The sequence below is a fragment of the Tundrisphaera lichenicola genome (assembly GCF_051175385.1).
Taxonomy (GTDB): Bacteria; Planctomycetota; Planctomycetia; order Isosphaerales; family Isosphaeraceae; genus Tundrisphaera; species Tundrisphaera lichenicola.
The window spans coordinates 6,938,882-6,959,164 of sequence record NZ_CP195106.1 but is presented as its reverse complement, the minus strand read 5'-3'; the positions used below and the strand labels follow the sequence as shown (position 1 = coordinate 6,959,164).

Genomic DNA, 20,283 nt, shown 5'->3' with positions numbered 1-20,283 from the left:
GGCGAAGTTTTCCCCCTGGCAGGTTTCCCCGGTGAGGTCGAGTCGGCACCATGAAAGCGGGCATCGTCGGTCTGCCCAACGTGGGCAAGAGCACCCTGTTCAACGCCCTCACCAGCTCCAAGGCGGCCCAGAGCGCGAATTATCCGTTCTGCACGATCGAGCCCAACGAGGGGATCGTCAGTGTCCCCGACGATCGGCTGGCGAGGATCAGCAAGTACATCGTCCCCAAGAAGCTGGTCCCGGCGGCCCTGAAGCTGGTGGACATCGCCGGGATCGTCAAGGGGGCCAGCGAGGGCCAGGGGCTGGGCAACAAGTTCCTCAGCCACATCCGCGAGGTCGACGCGATCTTGCAGGTCGTCCGGTGCTTCGAGGACCCCGACGTCGTGCACGTCGCAGGCACGGTCGACCCGGTCTCCGACATCGAGACCATCGAGATCGAGCTGATGCTGGCCGACATCCAGACGCTGGAGAACGCCCTGCCCAAGGCCGAACGCGCCGCGAAAAGCGGCGACAAGGAAGCCAAGCTCCGCGCCGAGACCATCAAGAAGTGCCTGGACCACCTGGCGACCGACCAGCCGCTCCGGAAGTTCACGCTCGACGAGTTCGAGGCCAAGGCGATCGACAGCTACGGCCTGATGACCGCCAAGCCGGTCCTGTACGTCGCCAACGTGGATGAGACCGACCTGGAAGGTCAGGGGCCGCTGGTCCTGAAGGTCCGCGAGTTCGCCGCGCAGGTGGGAGCCTCGGTGGTCCCGGTCTGCGCCAAGCTCGAAGCCGAGATCGCCGAGCTGGACGAGGCCGACCGCGCCGAGATGCTGGCCTCCTCCGGCCTGGCCGAGCCCGCCCTGACCGTCCTGGCCCGCGAGGCGTATCGGGTCCTGGGCCTCTGCTCGTACTTCACCGCGGGCGAGACCGAGGTCCGAGCCTGGACCATCCCCATCGGGGCCACCGCCCCCCAGGCCGCCGGGGTGATCCACACCGACTTCGAAAAGGGCTTCATCCGGGCCGAGGTCTACACCCTGGCCGACCTGGAGCACTACAAGACCGAGAAGGACATCCGAGGCGCCGGCAAGCTCCGGGTCGAGGGGAAGGCCTACATCATGCAGGACGGCGACATCTGCCACTTCCTGTTCAATTGAGATCGTCGCATCGAGTCATGAACGTGTAGGGTGGGGCTTGCTCCGCTCGACCCACCCTACGTCACAAAGCTTCCCATCTCAAGACTGATGCCCGGGCCAGCGTCTTGACTTGGGCGTCCCTGACGGGAGCAATGGAGGCATCCACCCGCGAGTCGAATCGAAGTCCGGGAGCCGTCCGTGAGCCAGCCGATCCAGTGCCCGCTCTGTCAGAAGTCGATCGCGATCAAGGACCCGCGCCCCGGTCGGTTCCGGATCTCGTGCCCGAAGTGCGGCCGACCGTTCTCGCTGAACGTCCCCGAAGGCCCGGGAGACCCCGAGGTTGCCCCGATCCCTGAAGCGGCCCCCGAGGTCGACCCCGACGAGACGGTCGAGCAGATGGCCCGGCCGATCCCGCCTCGGCCGAGGCAAGAAGAGGGGACGACCGAGGAGGTCCAGTCCCCGAGCCTCCCCCCCGAGCCGAAGTTCCAGCCCCCCCGGTCGATGGGGGGCTATCGGGTGGGCAACCTCCTGGCGATGACCCGGTCGGGCGCGTCTTACCGGGCCCATCGGTGGCAGATCCGGGGCCGGTTCCGGCTCTCGGTGATGAAGCCCCGGTGGGCCTCCGACGCCCGATACGTCGAGCGGTTGGCCCGCGAGGCCTTCGCCGCGACCCAGCTCCGTCATCCCAACCTGGCGAACCCTCGCGAGATCGGGGTCGCTCGGGGCTTCCCCTTCCTCGCGACCGAGGCCCCGGGGGGCTATCCGCTGTCGGACCCGGCCCGGGGCCGGGCGGGCCTCGACCGGACGGCGCGGGTCTCGGCGATCCTCCACGCGGCCCGAGGGCTCCGGCTGGCCCACGAACAGGGGGTCTACCACCGAGGCTTGACGCTCGACGAAATCCACGTCGACGCCTCGGGCCTGATCCGCCTGACCGGACTCGGGGTCGGCCTGACGCCCGAGACCCCGGAGTTCCTCGCCCGCCCGCCGATCGAGCTGGCCGGCGGCCCCGGCCCTCATCCGGCCCCCCCGCCCGAGCCACCCCCCGCCTTCGCCCGCGAGGATGTCGCCGCGCTCGGGCGGGCCTTGCAGACCCTGATCGGCGGCGAGCGGGGCGATCGGGCCATCCCGCCCGGCCTGGCGAGCGTCGCCCATCGGATGGCCGACGCCAGGCACGAGCCCCCCTACCCCGATCTCGGCTCGGCCATCCGGGCCCTGGAGGCCGAGCTCGGCGTGGCCGGTCCGTTCGCCCCCAACGACGCCGAGTCCGCCGAGATCGAGGAGAGCCTGCGCGAGTTCCACGAGCCTCCCCTGGCCCGCGTCCGCCCCCTGATCGTTGCGGGGGCCGTCGGCCTCTGCTCGCTCCTGGTCGTCCTGGCCTTGCTCGTGGGCAAGCCCCTGACCGCGATCGGGGCCCTGGCCTTCGGGGCGATCACGGCCTGGTCGCTGGTCAAGCTCCGGGGGCTCCTGGTCGGCGATCCGATCTTCGACCGGGCTCGCGAATTCGTCCTCGGAGGGGGCCGGGGCAACATCCTGACCCTGGCGGCGGGGGTGGCCCTGGTGGTCGGGGCCTTGTGGGGTTCGAGCCTGCTGGGGACCTGGATCTTCCTGGCCCTGGTCGCGGGGGGGCTGGCCGGGGCCTATCACTTCGCGGTCGATCGCCCGATCGCCCAGGGACGCGCCGGGGCGATCGAGCGGGCCGAGGCCCTGATCCGGGGGCTCCGGCGGCAGGGGGTGGCCGAGGATGATGTCCGACGGTTCGTCTGCCGGCAAGCGGGGCCCCGGTGGGAGGAGTTCTTCGAGGCATTGTTCGGCTACGAGGCCCTCCGGTCGGCCCGAGCTCGCTGGGGTGTCGACGCCGGGGGGAAGCGTCGGGCCCGCTTCGCCCCCTGGCGCGACCCGATCGTCGACTTCCTCGACGGCCAGATCGAGGCCCGGCGATTCGAACGCGACCTGGCGTTGCTCCAGGGGATCGAGGAGCGAGGGGCCGAGTCCCGAGGCGTCCCCCTGCTTACGGCCCGCCGGAAGTCGCACCGGGCGGCCGAGGCGATGGTCTCGCTGGCCCGCCAGTACCGGCGATCGCCCGACCAGTCGGTCGGCCTTCCGCTGGCGAATGCTTTGCACCGGGCCACCGAACGCCCCGAGGAATTCCTGACGGCCATCGAGACGATCGAAGGCCCGGACGGACCGCCCGCCTGGCGCGAGGCCCTGATCACGGGAGTCGAGGTGCTCTTCGGTCCGAGGGCCCGGTTCCTCGCCGGCGGCGTCCTGCTGGCCGGTTTCCTGGTCTGGATGCACCAGAATCAATTGATCGACGCCCGGGAGATCCAGCAAGCCGCCCTCTCCGCGACGACGGACCGCGAGAAGGCGGTCGCCGACGTCCAGAAGCTGGGCCAGAAGCTCACCGGGAACGTCCGGGGGGTCAAGGACGCCGCCCGAGTCACCCGGGATGTCCAGATCGAGCACGTCCCGCAGATGATCGCGCGCCGGCTCGACGGCTTCGGCCTGGGGGTGGCGGGCCTGATCCTGGTCGTCTCGTCCTTCTTCCACGGGGTCCGGATCGCCGCGTTCGCCGTCCCCGGGGCACTCGTGGCCTTGATCGGTCCGAGGCTGATCGAGCCCGGCGCGAGGACCCTGGGGGCGACCTCCTTGATGGCCCTGGCGATCGGAGCCGGTCTGCTCGCGGCCGGGGTGGCGTTCGGGCGGGGCCGGGATTAGGGCCTTACCTCGGGAGCCTTCGCCGACCTCGGGGGCTCGCCGACCCATCGACCTTCGAGCAAGACGTGGCGGGCCGACCTCATCACGCCGATGTCCGCCAGGGGATCGCCCGCTACCAGGATCAGGTCGGCGACCTTGCCCGGCTCGATGCTCCCCAGACGCTCGGCGCAGCCCAGGAAGCGGGCCCCTTGCAGGGTGGCGGCCTCGATCGCCTCGGCGGGGGTCAGCCCCGCCTCGACGAGCAATTCCAGCTCGCGCTGGTAGGCCCAGCCGTGCCCGGCGTGGGGGACCCCGGAATGCGACCCGACCACGATCGGGACCCCGGCCCGGTGGCAGAGGCCGACGAATCGGAGCATCTGGCGAAATCCCCGGACGTGGAAATCCTCGGTGTTCCGGTCGCCGGCCCGCCGCTCGAAGACGGCCAGCGTGGCCGAGAGGACGACCCGACGTTCGAGCATCAAGTCGACCAGCGGCTTGACCCTGGCCGGGTCGTCGAGGTCGATGTCGGCCCAGAGGCGATACCTCCCGTCCCGTCGGGCCTCGTTGTCCCGCCGGACGGCCTCGCGAAAGGCTTCGGCCGCCGCCGGGCTCGCCAGCGCGGTGCCGAACGAGGTCACGTGCTCGATCCCGTCCAGCCCGGCCCGGATCGCGTCATCGGCGTCGACCAGTTCCAGGTGCGCCGTGACGGGGACGCCCCCCTGGTGGGCGGCCTCGCAGGTAACGCGGATCTCCTCCAGGGGCAGCCGGAAGTAGACCTTGATGGCCGAGGCCCCCTTCGCGAGGTGGCTCGCCACGGTGGCCCGGGCCTCCTCGGGCGAGCGGACCGTCACCGCGTCGTGCGGGTAGGCGTGGGGCTCCTGGTCGAAGTGCCGGCCGGTCAGGAAGCACCGCGGCATCGGCCGGTCGGCCCGGCGGACCGGGTCGTAATCGGCGATCGGGAGGCTCGGATCGCGAAGGGTGGTGGTGCCCCTCGACAGGACCAGGGCGGGCAGTTCGGTCGCGATACCGTCGCCGTCGTTGTGGTAGTGCGTGTCGACGAGGCCGGGGAGGATCGAGAACCCCGAGGCGTCGAAGACGCGAGCCCCGGCGGGGATCGTCGTCGAGGCTCGCGGCCCGGCCTCGATGATCCGCGAGCCCCGGAGGAGGATGGCCGAGTCGGGGACCGTCGGGGTCCCTCGGCCGTCGATCAGGCGGGCACCGACGATCGCGACGACCTGCCCGGCCTCGGCCTCGGCGGGGGGATTGATCTCCTTGAGGCCGGCGAAGACCCCCCCGCCCGCCGCTCGATCGGCACCGGCAACGGCAAGGACGCAGGCGGCCGTCACGGCCGCGATCGGGAGGGATCGTGTCATCGGAGTGGCTTACTCCTTCTCGATGAGGCCCGTGGTAGGAGATCCGGAGGCTCGATGATCCGAGGCGGGATCGGGAAGATGATAGTCTCGTCCTCGACGGGGCACAACCAACGGCCCTCCCCTTCCGGAGTTGATCACCGATGCCGGTATGAGATGAAGAGTCCACGCTTGTCCTCGCAATTGAATTCAAATTTTTCTATTGATTTGCTGATTTTTAAAAATAATGGATGGTTCCATCGCATTATTGGCTATGATGAACCGGGGGCAGGCATTAAACCGATGGTATCATTTGATGAGAGTGTCATCGGTTCGGATTGGCATTTCCTAACTCCAGCAGATTTGATGTGTTCGATTGACGTCGACATCCATCGAAGGTGCGCGTTTTCGATGACTCGCGCCGGTGGGAATCGCTACGGATCCGCTTTTGTGTGCCATAGGAGGCGATGCAAGTTTAATTAATCTAGGTCAATAAGTAATAAGTATTGAGGGTAGCTCCCCAAACACCTCCCTGATCGCAACCGAGGGGGATGGGGACAGAAGTGATCAGGCACGAGATCAAGCCGACGGACGGCGAGAAGCTCGGGCCGGTTTCGGTAGGGGCGACCGAACTTCAGTTCCAGGTGGCCCGGTCGGTCGGGGCTCCGGCCTCGATCTGATCTCGGGAGTGTGAAATCGCCGGTAAAGGACGCGAAATGACCGATGCAACCGTTGGGGATCGTGGCGGTTGGATGAATGACAGGTTGCTCTTGTCGGTGGTCGAGGGGACGACCGACCCGGTTTACGTCAAGGACGATCGGGGTCGCTTCCTGATCGCCAACTCGGCGCTGGGGAAGATCCTGGGGTTCCCGATCGAGGAGATCGTCGGCCGGACCGACTCGGACTTCCTCGATCAGGACTTCGCGTCTCAGGTGATGGAGATCGACCGGCAGGTCCGCGAGCGAGGGGTCACGCTGACGTTCGAAGAGAAGGGGATCATCAACGGGGAAGCCCGAACTTTCCTGTCGACCAAGGGGCCGGTCCGGGACGAGGGGGGCCAGATCGTCGGGAGCTTCGGCATCTCCCGCGAGGTTACGCTCGACCGGATCGCCTCGGAGGCCAAGGGCCGGCTGGCGGCGATCGTCGAGTCGTGCGAGGACGCGATCATCAGCAAGGACCTCGACGGGGTCGTGACCTCCTGGAATGCCGGGGCGGAACGCCTCTTCGGGTACAAGTCCGAGGAGATCCTGGGGCGACCGATCGAGCTCCTGATCCCGCCCGAGCATCAAGACGACGAGCCGGCCATCCTCGACATGATCCGGCGGGGCGAGCGGATCGAGAATTACGAGGCGGTCCGGGTCGCTAATGATGGTCGGACGATCGAGGTCTCGCTGACCATCTCGCCGATCATCGACGACCGGGGGCGGATCATCGGGGCCTCGAAGATCGCCCGTGACATCTCCGAACGGAAACGGTATGAGGCCGCACTGGACGAGGCCCGGCTGGAGGCCGAGAGGGCCAATCGGGTGAAGGATCAATTCCTGGCGGTCCTCAGCCACGAGCTCAGGACCCCGCTGACTCCCGTCCTGGCCACGCTTTCCTATGTCGAGGAGATGCTCGATCTCCCGCCGATCCTCCGCGACGAGATCGTCTCGATGCGCAAGAATGTCGAGCTGGAGTCCCGCCTGATCGACGACCTGCTGGATGTGACGCGGATCGGCCAGGGCAAGCTCACCATCTACCCGGAAGTCGTCGACGTTCATCGGGTGCTCTGGCAGACGCTGGAGATCTGCCGGGAGGACGCCGATCGGAAGGTCCTGGAGGTCGCGATGGCCTTCCGGGCCCGGGAGAGCCACGTCTCGGGCGATCCCGCGCGGCTCCAGCAGGTCTTCTGGAACTTGCTGAAGAACGCGATCAAGTTCACCACCGATGAGGGCCGAATCTCGATCCGGACGACGAATCCGGAACCGGGCCGGATCGTGGTCGAGGTCTCCGACTCGGGGATGGGCATCGAGCCGGAATTCCTGGAGATGATCTTCGACCCCTTCGAGCAGGCCGGTCAATCGGCCATGCATCGATCGGGGGGTCTGGGTCTGGGGCTGATGATCGCGCGGAATCTGGTCGACCTCCACGGCGGGTCCCTGACCGCCGCCAGCCTGGGGCGCGGCCAGGGATCGACCTTCGTCGTGAGCCTGGAGTCCATAGCCCCGCCGATCGAGCAGAAGCCACCCGCCCGGCGACCCGATCCGGGACGGGTCGCCGGCACCCTGAAGATCCTCCTGGTGGAGGATAATCCCGACACGCTCCGGGCGATCGCCCGGCTCCTGAAGCTCAACGGCTTCCAGGTCGAGGTCGCGTCCAGCGTCCGCGAGGCCTTCGCGGTGGCCTCCGACCCGAAGTTCGACCTGCTGATCAGCGACATCGGGCTGCCCGACGGGAGCGGCCTGGAGATCATGCGCCACTTCCGGAAGAACCTCGGCATGAAGGGGATCGCCCTGAGCGGCTTCGGCTCCGACGACGACATCATCGCGAGCCGGGAAGCCGGTTTCGACCATCATCTGGTCAAGCCGGTGAGGATCGGCACGCTGATCGACGCCATCCGAAAGGTGGCCGTCTGAGGAGCCCCCACGCCTCGGATCACTCGAGGAAGTCGCACCACCGGCCGTCGGGCCCGAGGGTCTGATTGGGGGCGAACCGGGCCTTGTAGGCCATCGAGGCGCATCCCGCGACGTAGTAGCCGAGGTAGACGTGGGGCTGGCCCAGCACACGAGCATGCTCGATCAAGGCGAGGACATTGTACGTCCCGAGGGATCGGGACCGGTGGGCGGGGTCGTGGATGAAGGTGATCGCCGAAGGGCCGACGGGCAGGTCGTCGACGTAGCCGACCCCGACCAGTGACTCTCCCAGGAAGAACCGCCATTCGCGGGTCGACGAGAACGGGTTGTCGACGAACGACTCGTGGTACGACGCCTGGTCCTCGTCCTGGCGCGAGGGCCACAACTTGGCGGCCTCCTGGTAGGCGTGATAGCGCCGGTAGAGATCGAGCTGTCCGGGGCCGGCGGCCGGGTCGGCGACCTCCAGTCGGAGGTCTCCCCGGTTCGCCTTCCAGGCCCGACGCTGCGAGCGATCGGGGCGGAAGCGATCGACGACGACCCGGATCGGCTGGCAGGCCGTGCAGCCTCGACATCGCGGCCGGAAGAGGGCCCGGCCGAAGTGACGCCAGCCCCGGAGCATCCGCTCGGCATATTCCTCGGCCGAGAGCTCGAAGGCGATCCGATATTCCAGCCGCCAGTCGCGATCGGGCAGGTAACCGCATCGGCTGGGCGGGTCGAACATGGACGCGGAAATCTTCATGGTCCGTCCCGATTCCCGCGAATCCGCGCCGATTGGCGAAAATCGGCCGCCTCGGCCCGAAAATAGCACTGGGAGGTTCCCGAGACAAGATGCGGCGGGGGCGGGACGCGACGGTTCGAAGGAGGGATGATGCGAGCTCTGACGGTGATTCCCCGGAAATCGGGCTCGGCCAGGCTCGACGAGGTGCCCGAACCGCCCGTCGAGGATGGCTCGGTCCTGGTCGAGGTGATGGCCATCGGTGTCTGCGGGACCGACCACGAGATCCTCCGGGGGAACTACGGCTGGGCCCCGCCGGGGCGCGAGCGGTTGATCATCGGGCACGAGTCGCTGGGGCGGGTGGTCGAGGCCCCCGGGGGGGGCGATCTGGAGGAGGGCGACCTCGTCGTCGGGATCGTCCGGAGGCCCGACCCGGTCCCCTGCCCGAATTGCGCCGTCGACGAGTGGGACATGTGCCGAAACGGCAAGTACACCGAGCGCGGGATCAAGGAGCGGGACGGGTATGGTTCCGAACGCTACCGGATCGAGCCGAAATTCGCCGTGAAGGTGGATTCGAAGCTCGGGCACCTCGGGGTCCTCCTGGAACCGACCAGCGTGGTGGCCAAGGCCTGGGAGCACGTCGAGCGGATCGGCAACCGCGCGGCCTGGTCGCCCCGGCGAGCCCTGATCACCGGGGCCGGGCCGATCGGCCTGCTGGCGGCGATGATCGGCGTCCAGCATGGCCTGGAGGTCCACGTCCTCGATCGGGTGACCGACGGCCCCAAGCCCGCCCTGGTCCGCGACCTGGGGGCGACCTATCATTCCGAGGGGATCGAGGACCTGGGCGAGTCCGCCGACGTGGTCCTGGAATGTACCGGGGTCGGACGTCTGATCTTCGACGTGATGGCCCGCTCGACGCCCAACAAGATCATCTGCCTGACCGGCGTCTCCTCGGGCGGCCGAGAGCTCGAGGTCGACGCCGGGGCGATCAATCGCTCGATGGTCCTGTCCAACGGAGTAGTCTTCGGGTCGGTCAACGCCAACCGACGCCACTACGAGGAGGCCGCCCGGGCCCTCTCCGGGGCCGACCCCGGCTGGCTCGGCCGCCTGATCACCCGGAAGGTCCCGCTCGACCGATGGCACGAGGCCCTCGATCGTCAGGCCTCCGACGTCAAGCCGATTATCACCTTCCGCGACTGAGCAACCGAGTTGCCGGGTCGCCCGAACTCCGAGAGATCTCCCGACATGCCCTCCAGGATTGAGGACTATGCCCTGATCGGCGACTGCCTGACCACCGCCCTGGTGGCGAAAGACGGGTCGATCGACTGGCTTTGCTTGCCCTGGTTCGACTCGTCCGCCTGCTTCGCCGCGCTCCTGGGAGGCCCCGAGAACGGCCGATGGCGGATCGCGCCGGTCGGCGAGGTGATCTCGACCCGGCGTCGGTATCGAGGGGACACCCTCGTGCTGGAGACCGAGTACGAGACGGCCGAGGGGACCGTCCGGCTGATCGACTTCATGCCTCCCCGGAGCGAGGCCCCCGACCTGATCCGGATCGTGGAAGGGGTGAGCGGCCGGGTCCCGATGCACCTGGAGTTGATCCTTCGGTTCGATTACGGCTCGATCGTCCCCTGGGTCCGGAGGGTCGACGGGGGGATCACGGCCACCGCCGGGCCGGACCTGACCCGGGTGATCGCCGGGACTCAACTCCACGGCAAGGACATGACCACCGTGGCCGACTTCACCGTCTCGGCGGGGGAGCGGGTCTCGTTCGACCTCACCTATTATCGCTCGTACGGCCCCGAGCCCGACCGGGTGGACCCCGAATTGACGCTGCTGGATACCGAGGATTGGTGGCGGGACTGGGCCTCTCGGTGTCGCTACCAGGGGCGGTGGCGCGACGTGGTCCTCCGGTCGCTGATCACCCTGAAGGCGCTCACCTATGCGCCGAGCGGGGGGATCGTCGCGGCGCCCACGACCTCGCTGCCCGAGGCGATCGGCGGGGTCCGCAACTGGGACTATCGGATCTGCTGGGTCCGCGATGCCGCCTTCACGCTCTTCGCCCTGGCCAACGCCGGCTATCTGGACGAGGCCAAGGCCTGGCGAGGCTGGCTCCAGCGTGCCATCGCGGGCACCCCCGAGACCCTCCAGATCATGTACGGGATCGACGGTCGGAGACGCCTCGACGAATGGGAGCTTCCCTGGCTGGGCGGGTATGAGGGGTCCAGGCCGGTCCGGGTCGGCAACGCGGCCTCCAACCAGTTCCAGCTGGATGTCTTCGGCGAGCTGGCCGCCACCATGTACGAGTGCCGCAAGGCCGGGCTGGAGGTGACCAAGGACGGTTGGGCCGTGGGCCTCTCACTCTACACCTCGCTGGAGCGGGTCTGGCGCGAGCCCGACGAGGGGATCTGGGAGATCCGCGGACCTCGTCGCCACTTCACCCACTCCAAGGTGATGGCCTGGGTGGCCTTCGATCGCGCCATCCGATCGATCGAGGAGCTTGGCGTGGAGGGGCCGCTCGACCGATGGCGGGGCGTCCGAGACGAGATCCACGCCGAGGTCTGCCGCGAGGGCTTCGACGCCGATCGCGGGGCGTTCGTGCAGTCCTACGGGTCGAAGGAACTCGACGCGAGCCTGCTGATGATCCCGCTCTACGGCTTCCTGCCGGCCAGCGACCCCCGGGTCCGGTCGACCATCGAGGCCATCGAACGCGAGCTGACCGTCGACGGCCTGGTCCAACGCTACGACACCACCAAGGCCCCCGACGGGCTCCCGCCGGGCGAGGGGACCTTCCTCCCCTGCTCCTTCTGGCTGGTCGATTGCCTCCACCTCCTCGGCCGGGAGGCCGACGCCCGCGAACTCTTCGAGCGCCTGGTCGGCCTCTGCAACGACGTCGGCCTGATCGCCGAGGAGTACGACCCCCATCTCGGCCGGATGACCGGGAACTTCCCCCAGGCCTTCACGCACGTCGCCCTGATCAACTCCGCCTTCCACCTGAGCGGCCACCGAGGCCCGACCGACGGCGAGGGGGTGGCCTGAACCTCCGGCCCGGACGCCTTGTCCGATCCCTCGATCGGCGACTAAGATAGGGCCCCACCACGAGGGACGACGGAGGCGGATCGGCGATGGCGATGGCTCGGCAGATGTTCGGGATCGAGGGGCTGGACCGGATGCTTGGCGGGGGGCTGATGCCCGGCACGCTCACGGTCCTGGCCGGGGCCACCGGCGCGGGCAAGACGCAGTTGGGGCTCCGCTGGGCCGATCAGGGCCGGGAGGCCGAAGGGCATCGCGGCGTGATCTGCGACCTCTCCAGCCGTGGTGATGCCCAGAATCACGAGCCTTACGCGCTCGACCAGTTCGGCTGGGACCTCCGCGAGCACAAGGCCGAAGGACCGGTCGAAGTCGGGCCGATCTGGGACCTGGAGCACGAGCCGGGCGACTACTTCCACCCGTTCGCGAGGGCCGGACGTCGGGTCACCCGGCGCGACCTCGAGCCCGACGAGTGGCACGCCTGGAAGTCCGACCTGGCGAGGGTCCTCCGGGGGGCGGCCGCCTACTTCTACTCGCAGTTCGTCCGAGGCTCGCGCCGGGTCGTCGTCGACGGGATCGAGCCGACCGAGCGATTCGCCGAGTCGATCCAGTTCGAGTTCTTCGAGTACCTCTACCAGCACGTCCTCCGCAAGGAGGACGAGTGGGCGGCTCGCGAGGTCTTCCGCGAGCTGTACCGGGCCAATGCCGAGAAGGTCCACGCCCACCGGTACGATCACCGGAGCATCGGCTGCCTCTACCTGTACACCACGCCGCACGTCCTGCTGGACGACATGATGGCCCAGCCGATCGGCGAGGGGGATGTCTTCTCCAACGCCAACACGATCATCCTGATGGGCCGGACCAAGGAGGCGGGCCGGATGGGGCGGGCGCTCTACGTCGCCAAGCACCGGGGCAGCGCCGCCTCGGAGGAAATCCGGCCTTATCGGCTCACCGATCGAGGTCTGGAGATCGATTGATCTTGAACTGAGCCCAGCCCCCTGCCATGCGGAGCCGGAAGAGTCCCTCTCCCTTTGGGAGAGGGTGGCCGAAGGCCGTGTGAGTATCTCCTCCGCTCAACTCTCGACCGGCCGCTCAGGCCGCGGCCCGCGATCGGCGACGGGCCAGGAATCCCAGGCCGGCGATGCCGAGGCCCAGGACGGCCAGGCTCGACGGCTCGGGGACGGATTCGATCGCGCCGGCGATCACGCCATAGCCGTCCGCGTTGGGGTGGACGTTGCCCGGCATGTCCACCATGTGGGTCAGCTGGGCTTCGCGCCCCACGAACGGCGAGTAGGTGTCGGCGTAGGACGCGCCGAACTGCTGGGACAGGCCCGCGATGGTGGCGTTGAGGGCCTGGATCGCCGGGGCGGCGATGGGGTTGAGCGGGTTGCTTGGGTCGGCCGGGAACGGGTTGTACGATCCCAGGAGGACGACGTGGGCGTTGGGCAGGAGTGCCTTCACCTCGTTCAGGAGGGTCGCGTAGTTGGCCGCCAGCGACCCCATCGACTGGGCCAGCATGACCTGCTGCTGGGCCTGCGAGGCGGCCTGGAAGGCGGGGTCGCCGGCCAGCTTGAAGAGGTCGTTGGCGCCGAGCGAGATCGTCACGTCGCTGATGGTGTTGCCCAGCGCCCACTGGTTGCCGACCGCCTGCACGAACCGGGTGTTCTGGCTGACCCCGGCGTTGTTGTCGTACCGGGTGTTCAGGCCGGCGAGCTGGGCGTCGGAGATCCCCGGGGCATAGGGCACGCGGCCGGTCCCGCTCAGGAGGCTGGCGCTGGTCTCGCCGTCGATCCCCAGGTTGACGACGTTGGGGGTGGCCCCGTACTTCGCGCCCAGGTACTGGGAGTAGGGTTTGACGTAGCCCCGGTTGCCGTTGGACGGGTTGTGGGCGTAGTCGGTCTCGCCGAAGGCGACCGAGTCGCCCAGCGACAGGTAGGTCATGGCGTCCGCCGATGCGGTGGACGCGAGGCCCAGGGGGGACAACATCAGGAGCGTGGCCATGAGGGACCGTCGCATCGAATCAACCTCCGTGTCAAGAAGTCCCATCGAGCATCCGATTTTGATGAGATGGCGCGGTATCCTAGTCCGGCGTTGCAAATCACACAATGCAGCTTTTACATCAAAATCGGCCGAAATTTTGCCGGTCGGAGCCCTCGCCTCGCGCTGATCGGGCCTTCGGGCTGCCGGGGTCCCGGGCATGGTCTAGGAAAGCTCGGACCGGCCCGCGATAATCGAAGGGTCGAGTCCGGGCTCGTCCGGCCGGCTTCGGGATTGAGGGGAACGGGTCGATCGCCATGTCCGAGTCGCAGCAGGTCGCGCCGACGCTGGAACTGATCAGCCCCGTGCTGCCGGGCCGGCTGTTCGAATTGAACCGGGACCTGATCCGGATCGGCCGCGACCCCGCCTCGGACATCGGGCTCAATCGCAAGGATGTCTCGTGGCTCCACGCCTGGGTCTACCGGAGGTCTGAGGGGTTCTACGTCGAGGATTGCGAGAGCCGGAACGGCACCTTTCTCGACGGGACCAAGCTCACGCCCAAGGCTCCGTCCAAGCTCCGAGACGGGGCGAGGATCAAGATCTGCGACAACCTGCTGATCTTCCGCCGCCAGGCGGTGAAGGTCGATGACCAAGACGGCGGCTCGACCATCCTGGGAACCCTGGGCAACCTGACCTCGCTCGACGTCGTGGCCAGCGTCGCCAAGCCCGAGGACGTCCTGCGCGCCGTCCTGGAGATCAACCACAACCTGGGCGGGACGATCGAACTGAATGAGGCGCTGGGCAAGACTCTGGATACTCTTTTCGCGGTCTTCACCGACGCCGAGTCGGGCTTCATCCTGACCCGCGAGCCGGACGGCGAGTTGATCCCCCGGGCCATCCGCCACCGACGGGGCGGTTCCGAGCGCCTCACCCTGGGGCAGACCGCCCTGGATCACGTGATGACCCGAGGCGAGGGCTTCCTGAGCTCCCAGACCCCGGCGGCCGATGGCCTGGATAGCTCGTCGTCGCGGACGATCCTGGGCGTTCCCTTGCTGGACAGCGCCGGGCAGCCGATCGGGATCATCCAGCTGGTCAGCCGCCACGGTGGGGGCGGATTCCGGCCCGATGCCCTGGACCTCCTGGCTGCGGTTGCGGTCCCGGTCGGGGTGACGGTCGAGAACAATCGGCTGCTCCGGTCCAAGGCCGAGTGGGCCGCCGCCGGCGAGATCCAGCGGGCCCTCTTGCCCCGCCGCCGCCCCCGGGCCCCCGGCTATTCCTCCTGGGAATACTACGAGCCCGCCCAGGAGGTCGGCGGCGACTATTACGACTATATCCCGATCCAACCGGCTGAGGTCGAGGACCAGGACGACTGGTCGCGATGGGCCGTGGCCGTGGGCGACGTCGTGGGCAAGGGGATGCCGGCGGCCCTGCTGATGTCGAGCCTCTCCTCCGAGGTCCGCCATCGGGTCCGGACCGAGCCCGACCCGGCGCTGGTGGCGGCCCGGCTCAACCGGCACTTCTTCGAGGCCGAGATCCTCGACCGCTTCATCACCTTCCTGCTGATCGTCGTTGACGCCAGGTCGAACCGGATCAAGGTGGTCAACGCCGGCCATCTGGCCCCGATCATCCGCCGGGCTTCGGGTGTCATCCAGGTGATCGGCGAGGTCGAGACCGGCCCCCCGCTTGGCGTGGTCCCCGGTCACAAGTACCAGTCCATCACCACCGAACTGGGTCCGGGCGACCGGGTCGTCCTCTTCACCGACGGCGTCACCGAGGCCATGGACTCCCAGAATCGCCAGTTCGGCCCCAAGGCCCTCCGCAAGACCTTGCTCGCCGCCCCCGATGGGGTCGCCGAGGCGGGAGAAGCCCTCCTGAAGGCGCTCCGGGGCCACGCCTCGGGCCGAGCCCAGAGCGATGACATCGCCCTGGTCTGCTTCGGCCGCGACCGTTGAGGATCGGGCGCGAGCCCCCTTCCCCCTCGAAGTGATCCGAGCCGGACCGAAGCCCGAAGTCCCTGGATCGGCGGCTCGATCAGTGGTTGATCAACCATCCGATCAATCCGAGGATCACCAGCGGGGCGACAACGGCGGCGAACAGGAAACGATTCCCGAAAGTTCGAGAGACCGCCTGCTCGACCTGGGGCGGCTGGACCCGGTTGGTTAGTTCCTCGATCCGTCCCAGGCGCTCGTGCCAATTGGCCACGATCTCGCTCGTGACCGGGGTTGGGTCGAAGCCGGATTCGTAGGGGACCAGGTGGATCGTCCGGGGCTCGCCATCATCCGTGTAGGAGACGGTCAGGCGGCTGAGGCCGAAGGGCTTCGCCCACGACGAAAATTGATCCAGGCCGATGCTCTTGATGGCCTGGAAGGGGATCTCGACCGCTCCGGGGCAATCCTCCAGGCTGAGCGAATCGGTGGTCAGCCGGAGGCTACCCCGACCCTGGTAGAGATAGATGTATTTTCCCCAGAACGATTCGGAATACTCGCGTGAGGCGAAGTAGCACTTCCGCTGATGGCGTAATTCGTCGCTCATGGAGCCCCCGTTCGCCGCGGCCGAACGCTCGGATTTGTCGAGTTCGCCGAATCTGGTCTCGCGACGGGGAATTCGCCGGAGGTGGAGATATCTTGCGAATCCCCATCGAACCCGACCCGGAATCCCGAATCCAGGCCCGGTTCGCGGGGAAAGTCCGGGTCATCCGATGGGTGATGTTGAGGGCCGATACTTCGAGACGAACTCGATGGCCGCCCGCATCCGGGCGTCGTCGACCTCGTGGACGTCGACCGGGTTTCCCACCCCCCGGAGCATGGTTAGTGTGAGCCGACCCCCGAGGTGCTGGCGGAACTCCTCTAGCCCTTCGAAGAGGACCCGGGTGTCCTTCAAGGAGGGATGATCGAGCGGGAAGCCCATCGCGGCCAGGCACTTCAGGACCCGATCGGCGTCGGACCGGGGGAATCCCAGCGCCATCGAGGAGTAGACCGTGTCGATCGCCACGCCGATGGCGACGGCCTCGCCGTGCCTGAGCTCGAACTTGGTCATCGGCTCCAGCTTGTGCGCCGACCAGTGGCCGAAGTCCAGGGGGCGGGCCTCCAGGGCCTCGAACGGGTCGCCCCCCTGGGTGATGTGGGCCAGGTGCATCTCGACCGAGGCGCGGATCACCGGGAGCGACGCCTTGAGGTCGCGACGGCCGATCTTCGAGGCGTCCCGGCAGATCCGGTCGAAGACCTCGGGCGACTTCAGGAGCGAGACCTTGACCGCCTCGGAGAAGCCGCAGACGAAGTCGCGATCGGGCAGGCTCGCCAGCAGTTCGGTGTCGTTGATGACCGCCCAGGGGACCGCGAATGCGCCCAGCCAGTTCTTCTTGCCGAAGAAGTTGATGGCCGTCTTCACGCCCACGCCCGAATCGGCCTGGGCCAGGGTGGTGGTCGGGAGCCGGACCAGGCGGATCCCCCGGTGGGCGATCGCCGCGCCGAAGCCGACCGCGTCGAGGACCGCCCCGCCCCCCACGACCACGACGTAGCTCCGACGGTCGAGGTCGGCGTCGTGGATCGACTGGAGGATCCCTTCGAGGTGCGCCGGGTGGTTCTTGACCGCCTCTCCGCCGGGGACGACCTGGATGTCGCGGGCCGGGGTGAACTGCGAGGGGCGTGACTCGCCGATCTCGCGGAGCGCCCCGAGGATCTCGGGCCGGGCGTCGGCGACGTGGCCGTCGACCCAGAACTGGACCCGGGCCGGCTGGTCACCCGAGGGTTCCAGGAGATCGACCAGTACTTCGCGATCGGCCCCGAGGACGTCGTGGGTGAACCGGAGACGATGCTGGAAGGAGACGGCGAAGGGGGCCTCGACTCGACCGCTCGCCGTGGAGGTTCCTGTCTTGATCACGCGATTCGCCTGGCTTCGAGGATTGTTGACGCTCCTGGGCCTCGCGGAGCCCGACCCGATTCTCCCCAAGGTCTCGGGGGTAGTCGTCGCGATGGGTCGCCCAGTGCGTCATCTTTCCAATCATATCCGACCCGCCGGGCTATTGTCCCATCCCGAAATCGATTTCGGAATAACCTTCGGGTCAAATTCGATCGAAGGAGCGAATTTGTGAACGGGGTCAGCTCTCCCCCTCGTCGGGCGAAAGTCCTTCGACTCCTGAGGTTTGCGGACGCATCCTGCCCGAAAGGGAGTCACCCGGTACCTGGCCATCCGGCTCGATCAGGCTCTCGGCCCCGCCTCCAGGATCGCCCGATCCACCCCTTCGAAGCGGTTGAAGTTCTCGACGAACCGGGCGGCGAGCCGGGCGGCCTGGTCGTCGTAGGCCGACGGGTCGGCCCAGGCGTCTCGGGCCCTCAGGATTTCGTGGGGCACGCCGGGGCAGCTCGTCGGGTATTCGAGGCCGAAGATCGGGTCGACGTCGGTCGGCGAGTCGGCCAGCGAGCCGTTCATGACGGCCTCGACCAGCGCCCGAGTGTGGGGCAGCTTGATCCGTCGCCCCTGGCCGAACACGCCGCCGGTCCAGCCGGTGTTCAACAGCCAGGCGTCGACCTCGTGGCGTCGGAGCTTCTGCCCGAGGAGGTCGGCATACCGGGCCGGCGGGAGGGTCATGAACGGGGCGCCGAAGCAGGTGCTGAAGACCGCCGAGGGCTCGGCCCCCAGCCCTCGTTCGGTCCCGGCCACCTTCGCGGTGTAGCCCGAGAGGAAGTGGTACATCGCCTGCTCGGGCGTCAGCCGGGAGAGCGGCGGCAAGACGCCAAAGGCGTCGCAGGTCAGGAAGATCAGGTGGCTGGGATGCCCCCCGCGCCCCGAGGGGACGTGGTTGGGGATCGCCTCGATCGGGTAGGCGGCGCGGGTGTTCTCGGTCAGGCTGGCGTCGGCGAAGTCGGGGGTCCGGGTCACCGGGTCGATCACGACGTTCTCCAGGACCGTCCCGAACCGGATGGCCTCGTAGATCTCCGGCTCGTTCAGCCGGTCCAGCCGGATGCATTTGGCGTAGCAGCCCCCCTCGAAGTTGAAGACTCCCCGGTCGCTCCAGCCGTGCTCGTCGTCGCCGATCAGCTCGCGCGACGGATCGGCCGAGAGCGTGGTCTTGCCGGTCCCCGAGAGCCCGAAGAACAGCGCAACGTCTCCGTCCCGCCCGACATTGGCCGAACAGTGCATCGGGAAGACGCCCCGGGACGGCAGGAGCGTGTTCAGGATCGAGAAGACCGACTTCTTGATCTCGCCCGCGTACAGCGTCCCGCCGATCAGGACGAGCTTCCGGGCGAAGTTCAACAGGATGAACACCTCGCTCCGGGTCCCGTCTCGCTCCGGGACGGCCTGGAAGTCGGGCACGGCGACGATGGTGAACTCCGGCCGATGGCGGGCCAGCTCCTCGGGCGAGGCGCGGACGAAGAGTTGATGGGCGAACAGCGCATGGTAAGCCCGCTCGCAGACCACGCGGATCGGAAGACGATGGTCCGGGTCGGTCCCGCCGAAGGCGTCCTGGACCCAGACATCACGCCCCCGGAGGTGCTCGAAGACCCGATCGGCCAGGGCGTCGAACTTCGCCGGGTCGAACGGCTTGTTGACCTTCCCCCAGTCGACCTCGAGCTCGACCGAGGGCTCGCGGACGATGAACTTGTCCTCGGGAGACCGCCCGGAGTACTGGCCGGTCAGGAAGACGAGCGCGCCCGTGTCGGTCAGGGTCCCCTCCTCCCGGAGGATCGCCTGCTCGACCAGCCGGGCCGTCGGGAGGTTCCAGTGCTGGGGGCCAGTCCTCGATATTCCCTGGTCGTCCAGGGTGTATTTGCTGGCGACTTCGCCCACCACTCGCTCGGGACCTTCGCTCATCAACGCCTCGATGCTCGGTGAAAACCCGCTCCGTCTCACGGGGCGATCGGCTCGCCTCCCCTTACCTAGACCGTAGTACCATCCTTGTCGATAATTCGGCAAGGGGACCGCCCGCAGCCCAGCCTCACCACGTTCGATCGGCGTCCGGCGAATCGATCGCCACCTTGGTCCATCGCAGGGCCGACTCGACCTCCCGGATTTTCCTCCGGGAGAAGGACGTCCCCGTCGGAGAGACGACGGATAGGCGAGCGAGATGCGTCATCGGCTTCAGGCAGCCCAGGCCCGAGTCGGATAGGTTCGGATTGGCCTCCAGGCTGACGCTGAGCAACTGGGTTGCGCCCTGGAGATGGGCCACGCCCCGATTGTTGAATTCCGGATTGTCAATCAGCCGGATCTCGCGAAGGCCCGGCAATTCCTGGAGATAATCGAGGCCTCCTCCTTCAAAATTCGCACGGCTGATCGACAGGACCCGGAGGCGGTCGAGTGGGGCGAGTCGCCCCAGCCCTTCGTCGGTGATCGGAAGGTCGATCAGGGAGAGTTCTTCCAGGTGGATCAGCTTCTGGACGTGGTAGAGCGAGTCATCCGTCAGGCCTGGCCCGGTCAGGGTCAGCCTGCGGAGATTCACGAGGGATTCGAGGGCGGAAAGCCCATCGTCCGCCGCGAGGCCCGCGTCGACCTCCAGGTCCTCCAATTCGACGAGCCGGCCGATGAACTCCATCCCGTAATCATCGAGCGGCACGTCGAAAACGGCCCCGATCACCGGGCCGGTCGAACGGTCGTCGATGAGCCGGGCCTGCCAGCAAGGGGCGGTCGTCGCGAGGCCGCCGAGGCGTCGGACCTCCGCCAACCGGCGGAGGTGACCGACGTAGGGCATGACCACGACGCCCAGGCCCAGGCCGACCAGGACGACGAGGCCCAGCAAGGCCCGGAACGACGAGATTGGCGCCCGGAAGCGGGGGAACCGCATGCGGCGATCT

14 protein-coding genes are annotated in these 20,283 nt (G+C 67.9%); 7 read left to right on the top strand and 7 right to left on the bottom strand.

The annotated features are described in order from the left end of the window. Positions 1-50 precede the first annotated feature (50 nt). Both ychF and P12x_RS27615 read left to right on the top strand, forming a co-directional pair. Positions 51-1,139 (top strand): redox-regulated ATPase YchF, encoded by a 1,089-nt coding sequence (gene ychF / locus P12x_RS27620; protein ID WP_435008260.1) that lies wholly within the window; start codon positions 51-53, stop codon positions 1,137-1,139. Positions 1,140-1,316: 177 nt separating this feature from the next. Beyond that, positions 1,317-3,833, top strand: a complete 2,517-nt coding sequence (locus P12x_RS27615) for a hypothetical protein (protein ID WP_435008258.1) — start codon at positions 1,317-1,319, stop codon at positions 3,831-3,833. Here P12x_RS27615 and P12x_RS27610 read toward each other — a convergent pair. Next, complete coding sequence (locus P12x_RS27610; protein WP_435008256.1) at positions 3,830-5,185, bottom strand: amidohydrolase family protein; 1,356 nt, start codon at positions 5,183-5,185, stop codon at positions 3,830-3,832. The genes P12x_RS27615 and P12x_RS27610 overlap by 4 nt on opposite strands. Before the next feature lie 728 nt (positions 5,186-5,913). Between P12x_RS27610 and P12x_RS27605 the strand changes: the two genes are divergently transcribed. After that, positions 5,914-7,779 carry a PAS domain S-box protein gene (locus P12x_RS27605; protein WP_435008255.1) on the top strand — a complete coding sequence of 622 codons (1,866 nt, stop codon included), beginning with the start codon at positions 5,914-5,916 and terminating at the stop codon, positions 7,777-7,779. A 19-nt stretch (positions 7,780-7,798) separates the two neighbouring features. Here the strand turns inward: P12x_RS27605 and P12x_RS27600 are convergent, their stop codons facing one another. Further along, positions 7,799-8,515 carry an arginyltransferase gene (locus P12x_RS27600; RefSeq protein WP_435008253.1) on the bottom strand — a complete coding sequence of 239 codons (717 nt, stop codon included), beginning with the start codon at positions 8,513-8,515 and terminating at the stop codon, positions 7,799-7,801. Between the two features lie 129 nt (positions 8,516-8,644). Here P12x_RS27600 and P12x_RS27595 point away from each other — a divergent pair, with 129 nt between their 5' ends. The 3 genes from P12x_RS27595 to P12x_RS27585 all read left to right on the top strand — a co-directional run bounded on the left by P12x_RS27595 (position 8,645) and on the right by P12x_RS27585 (position 12,495). Beyond that, positions 8,645-9,691: a glucose 1-dehydrogenase gene (locus tag P12x_RS27595; protein ID WP_435011738.1), complete on the top strand. Its 1,047-nt coding sequence runs from the start codon at positions 8,645-8,647 to the stop codon at positions 9,689-9,691. A 45-nt stretch (positions 9,692-9,736) separates the two neighbouring features. Next, positions 9,737-11,527 carry a glycoside hydrolase family 15 protein gene (locus P12x_RS27590; RefSeq protein ID WP_435008251.1) on the top strand — a complete coding sequence of 597 codons (1,791 nt, stop codon included), beginning with the start codon at positions 9,737-9,739 and terminating at the stop codon, positions 11,525-11,527. 86 nt (positions 11,528-11,613) lie between these two features. Further along, positions 11,614-12,495, top strand: a complete 882-nt coding sequence (locus P12x_RS27585) for an RAD55 family ATPase (protein ID WP_435008249.1) — start codon at positions 11,614-11,616, stop codon at positions 12,493-12,495. A 115-nt stretch (positions 12,496-12,610) separates the two neighbouring features. On the opposite strand, the gene P12x_RS27580 is transcribed toward P12x_RS27585, so the two are convergent. Continuing rightward, positions 12,611-13,534, bottom strand: coding sequence for a GDSL-type esterase/lipase family protein (locus P12x_RS27580; protein WP_435008247.1), 924 nt, complete (start codon positions 13,532-13,534; stop codon positions 12,611-12,613). Between the two features lie 278 nt (positions 13,535-13,812). Here P12x_RS27580 and P12x_RS27575 point away from each other — a divergent pair, with 278 nt between their 5' ends. Then, on the top strand, positions 13,813-15,447 hold the full coding sequence (locus P12x_RS27575) for a SpoIIE family protein phosphatase (RefSeq protein ID WP_435008246.1): 1,635 nt from the start codon (positions 13,813-13,815) through the stop codon (positions 15,445-15,447). Between the two features lie 79 nt (positions 15,448-15,526). Here the strand turns inward: P12x_RS27575 and P12x_RS27570 are convergent, their stop codons facing one another. The 4 genes from P12x_RS27570 to P12x_RS27555 all read right to left on the bottom strand — a co-directional run bounded on the left by P12x_RS27570 (position 15,527) and on the right by P12x_RS27555 (position 20,273). Beyond that, positions 15,527-16,027 carry a hypothetical protein gene (locus P12x_RS27570; protein WP_435008245.1) on the bottom strand — a complete coding sequence of 167 codons (501 nt, stop codon included), beginning with the start codon at positions 16,025-16,027 and terminating at the stop codon, positions 15,527-15,529. A gap of 159 nt (positions 16,028-16,186) precedes the next feature. Further along, complete coding sequence (locus P12x_RS27565) at positions 16,187-17,374, bottom strand: 3-dehydroquinate synthase (protein WP_435008244.1); 1,188 nt, start codon at positions 17,372-17,374, stop codon at positions 16,187-16,189. 318 nt (positions 17,375-17,692) lie between these two features. After that, positions 17,693-19,306, bottom strand: coding sequence for a phosphoenolpyruvate carboxykinase (ATP) (gene pckA, locus P12x_RS27560; RefSeq protein ID WP_435008243.1), 1,614 nt, complete (start codon positions 19,304-19,306; stop codon positions 17,693-17,695). A gap of 124 nt (positions 19,307-19,430) precedes the next feature. Next, positions 19,431-20,273, bottom strand: a complete 843-nt coding sequence (locus P12x_RS27555) for a hypothetical protein (protein ID WP_435008241.1) — start codon at positions 20,271-20,273, stop codon at positions 19,431-19,433. Positions 20,274-20,283: the final 10 nt, after the last annotated feature.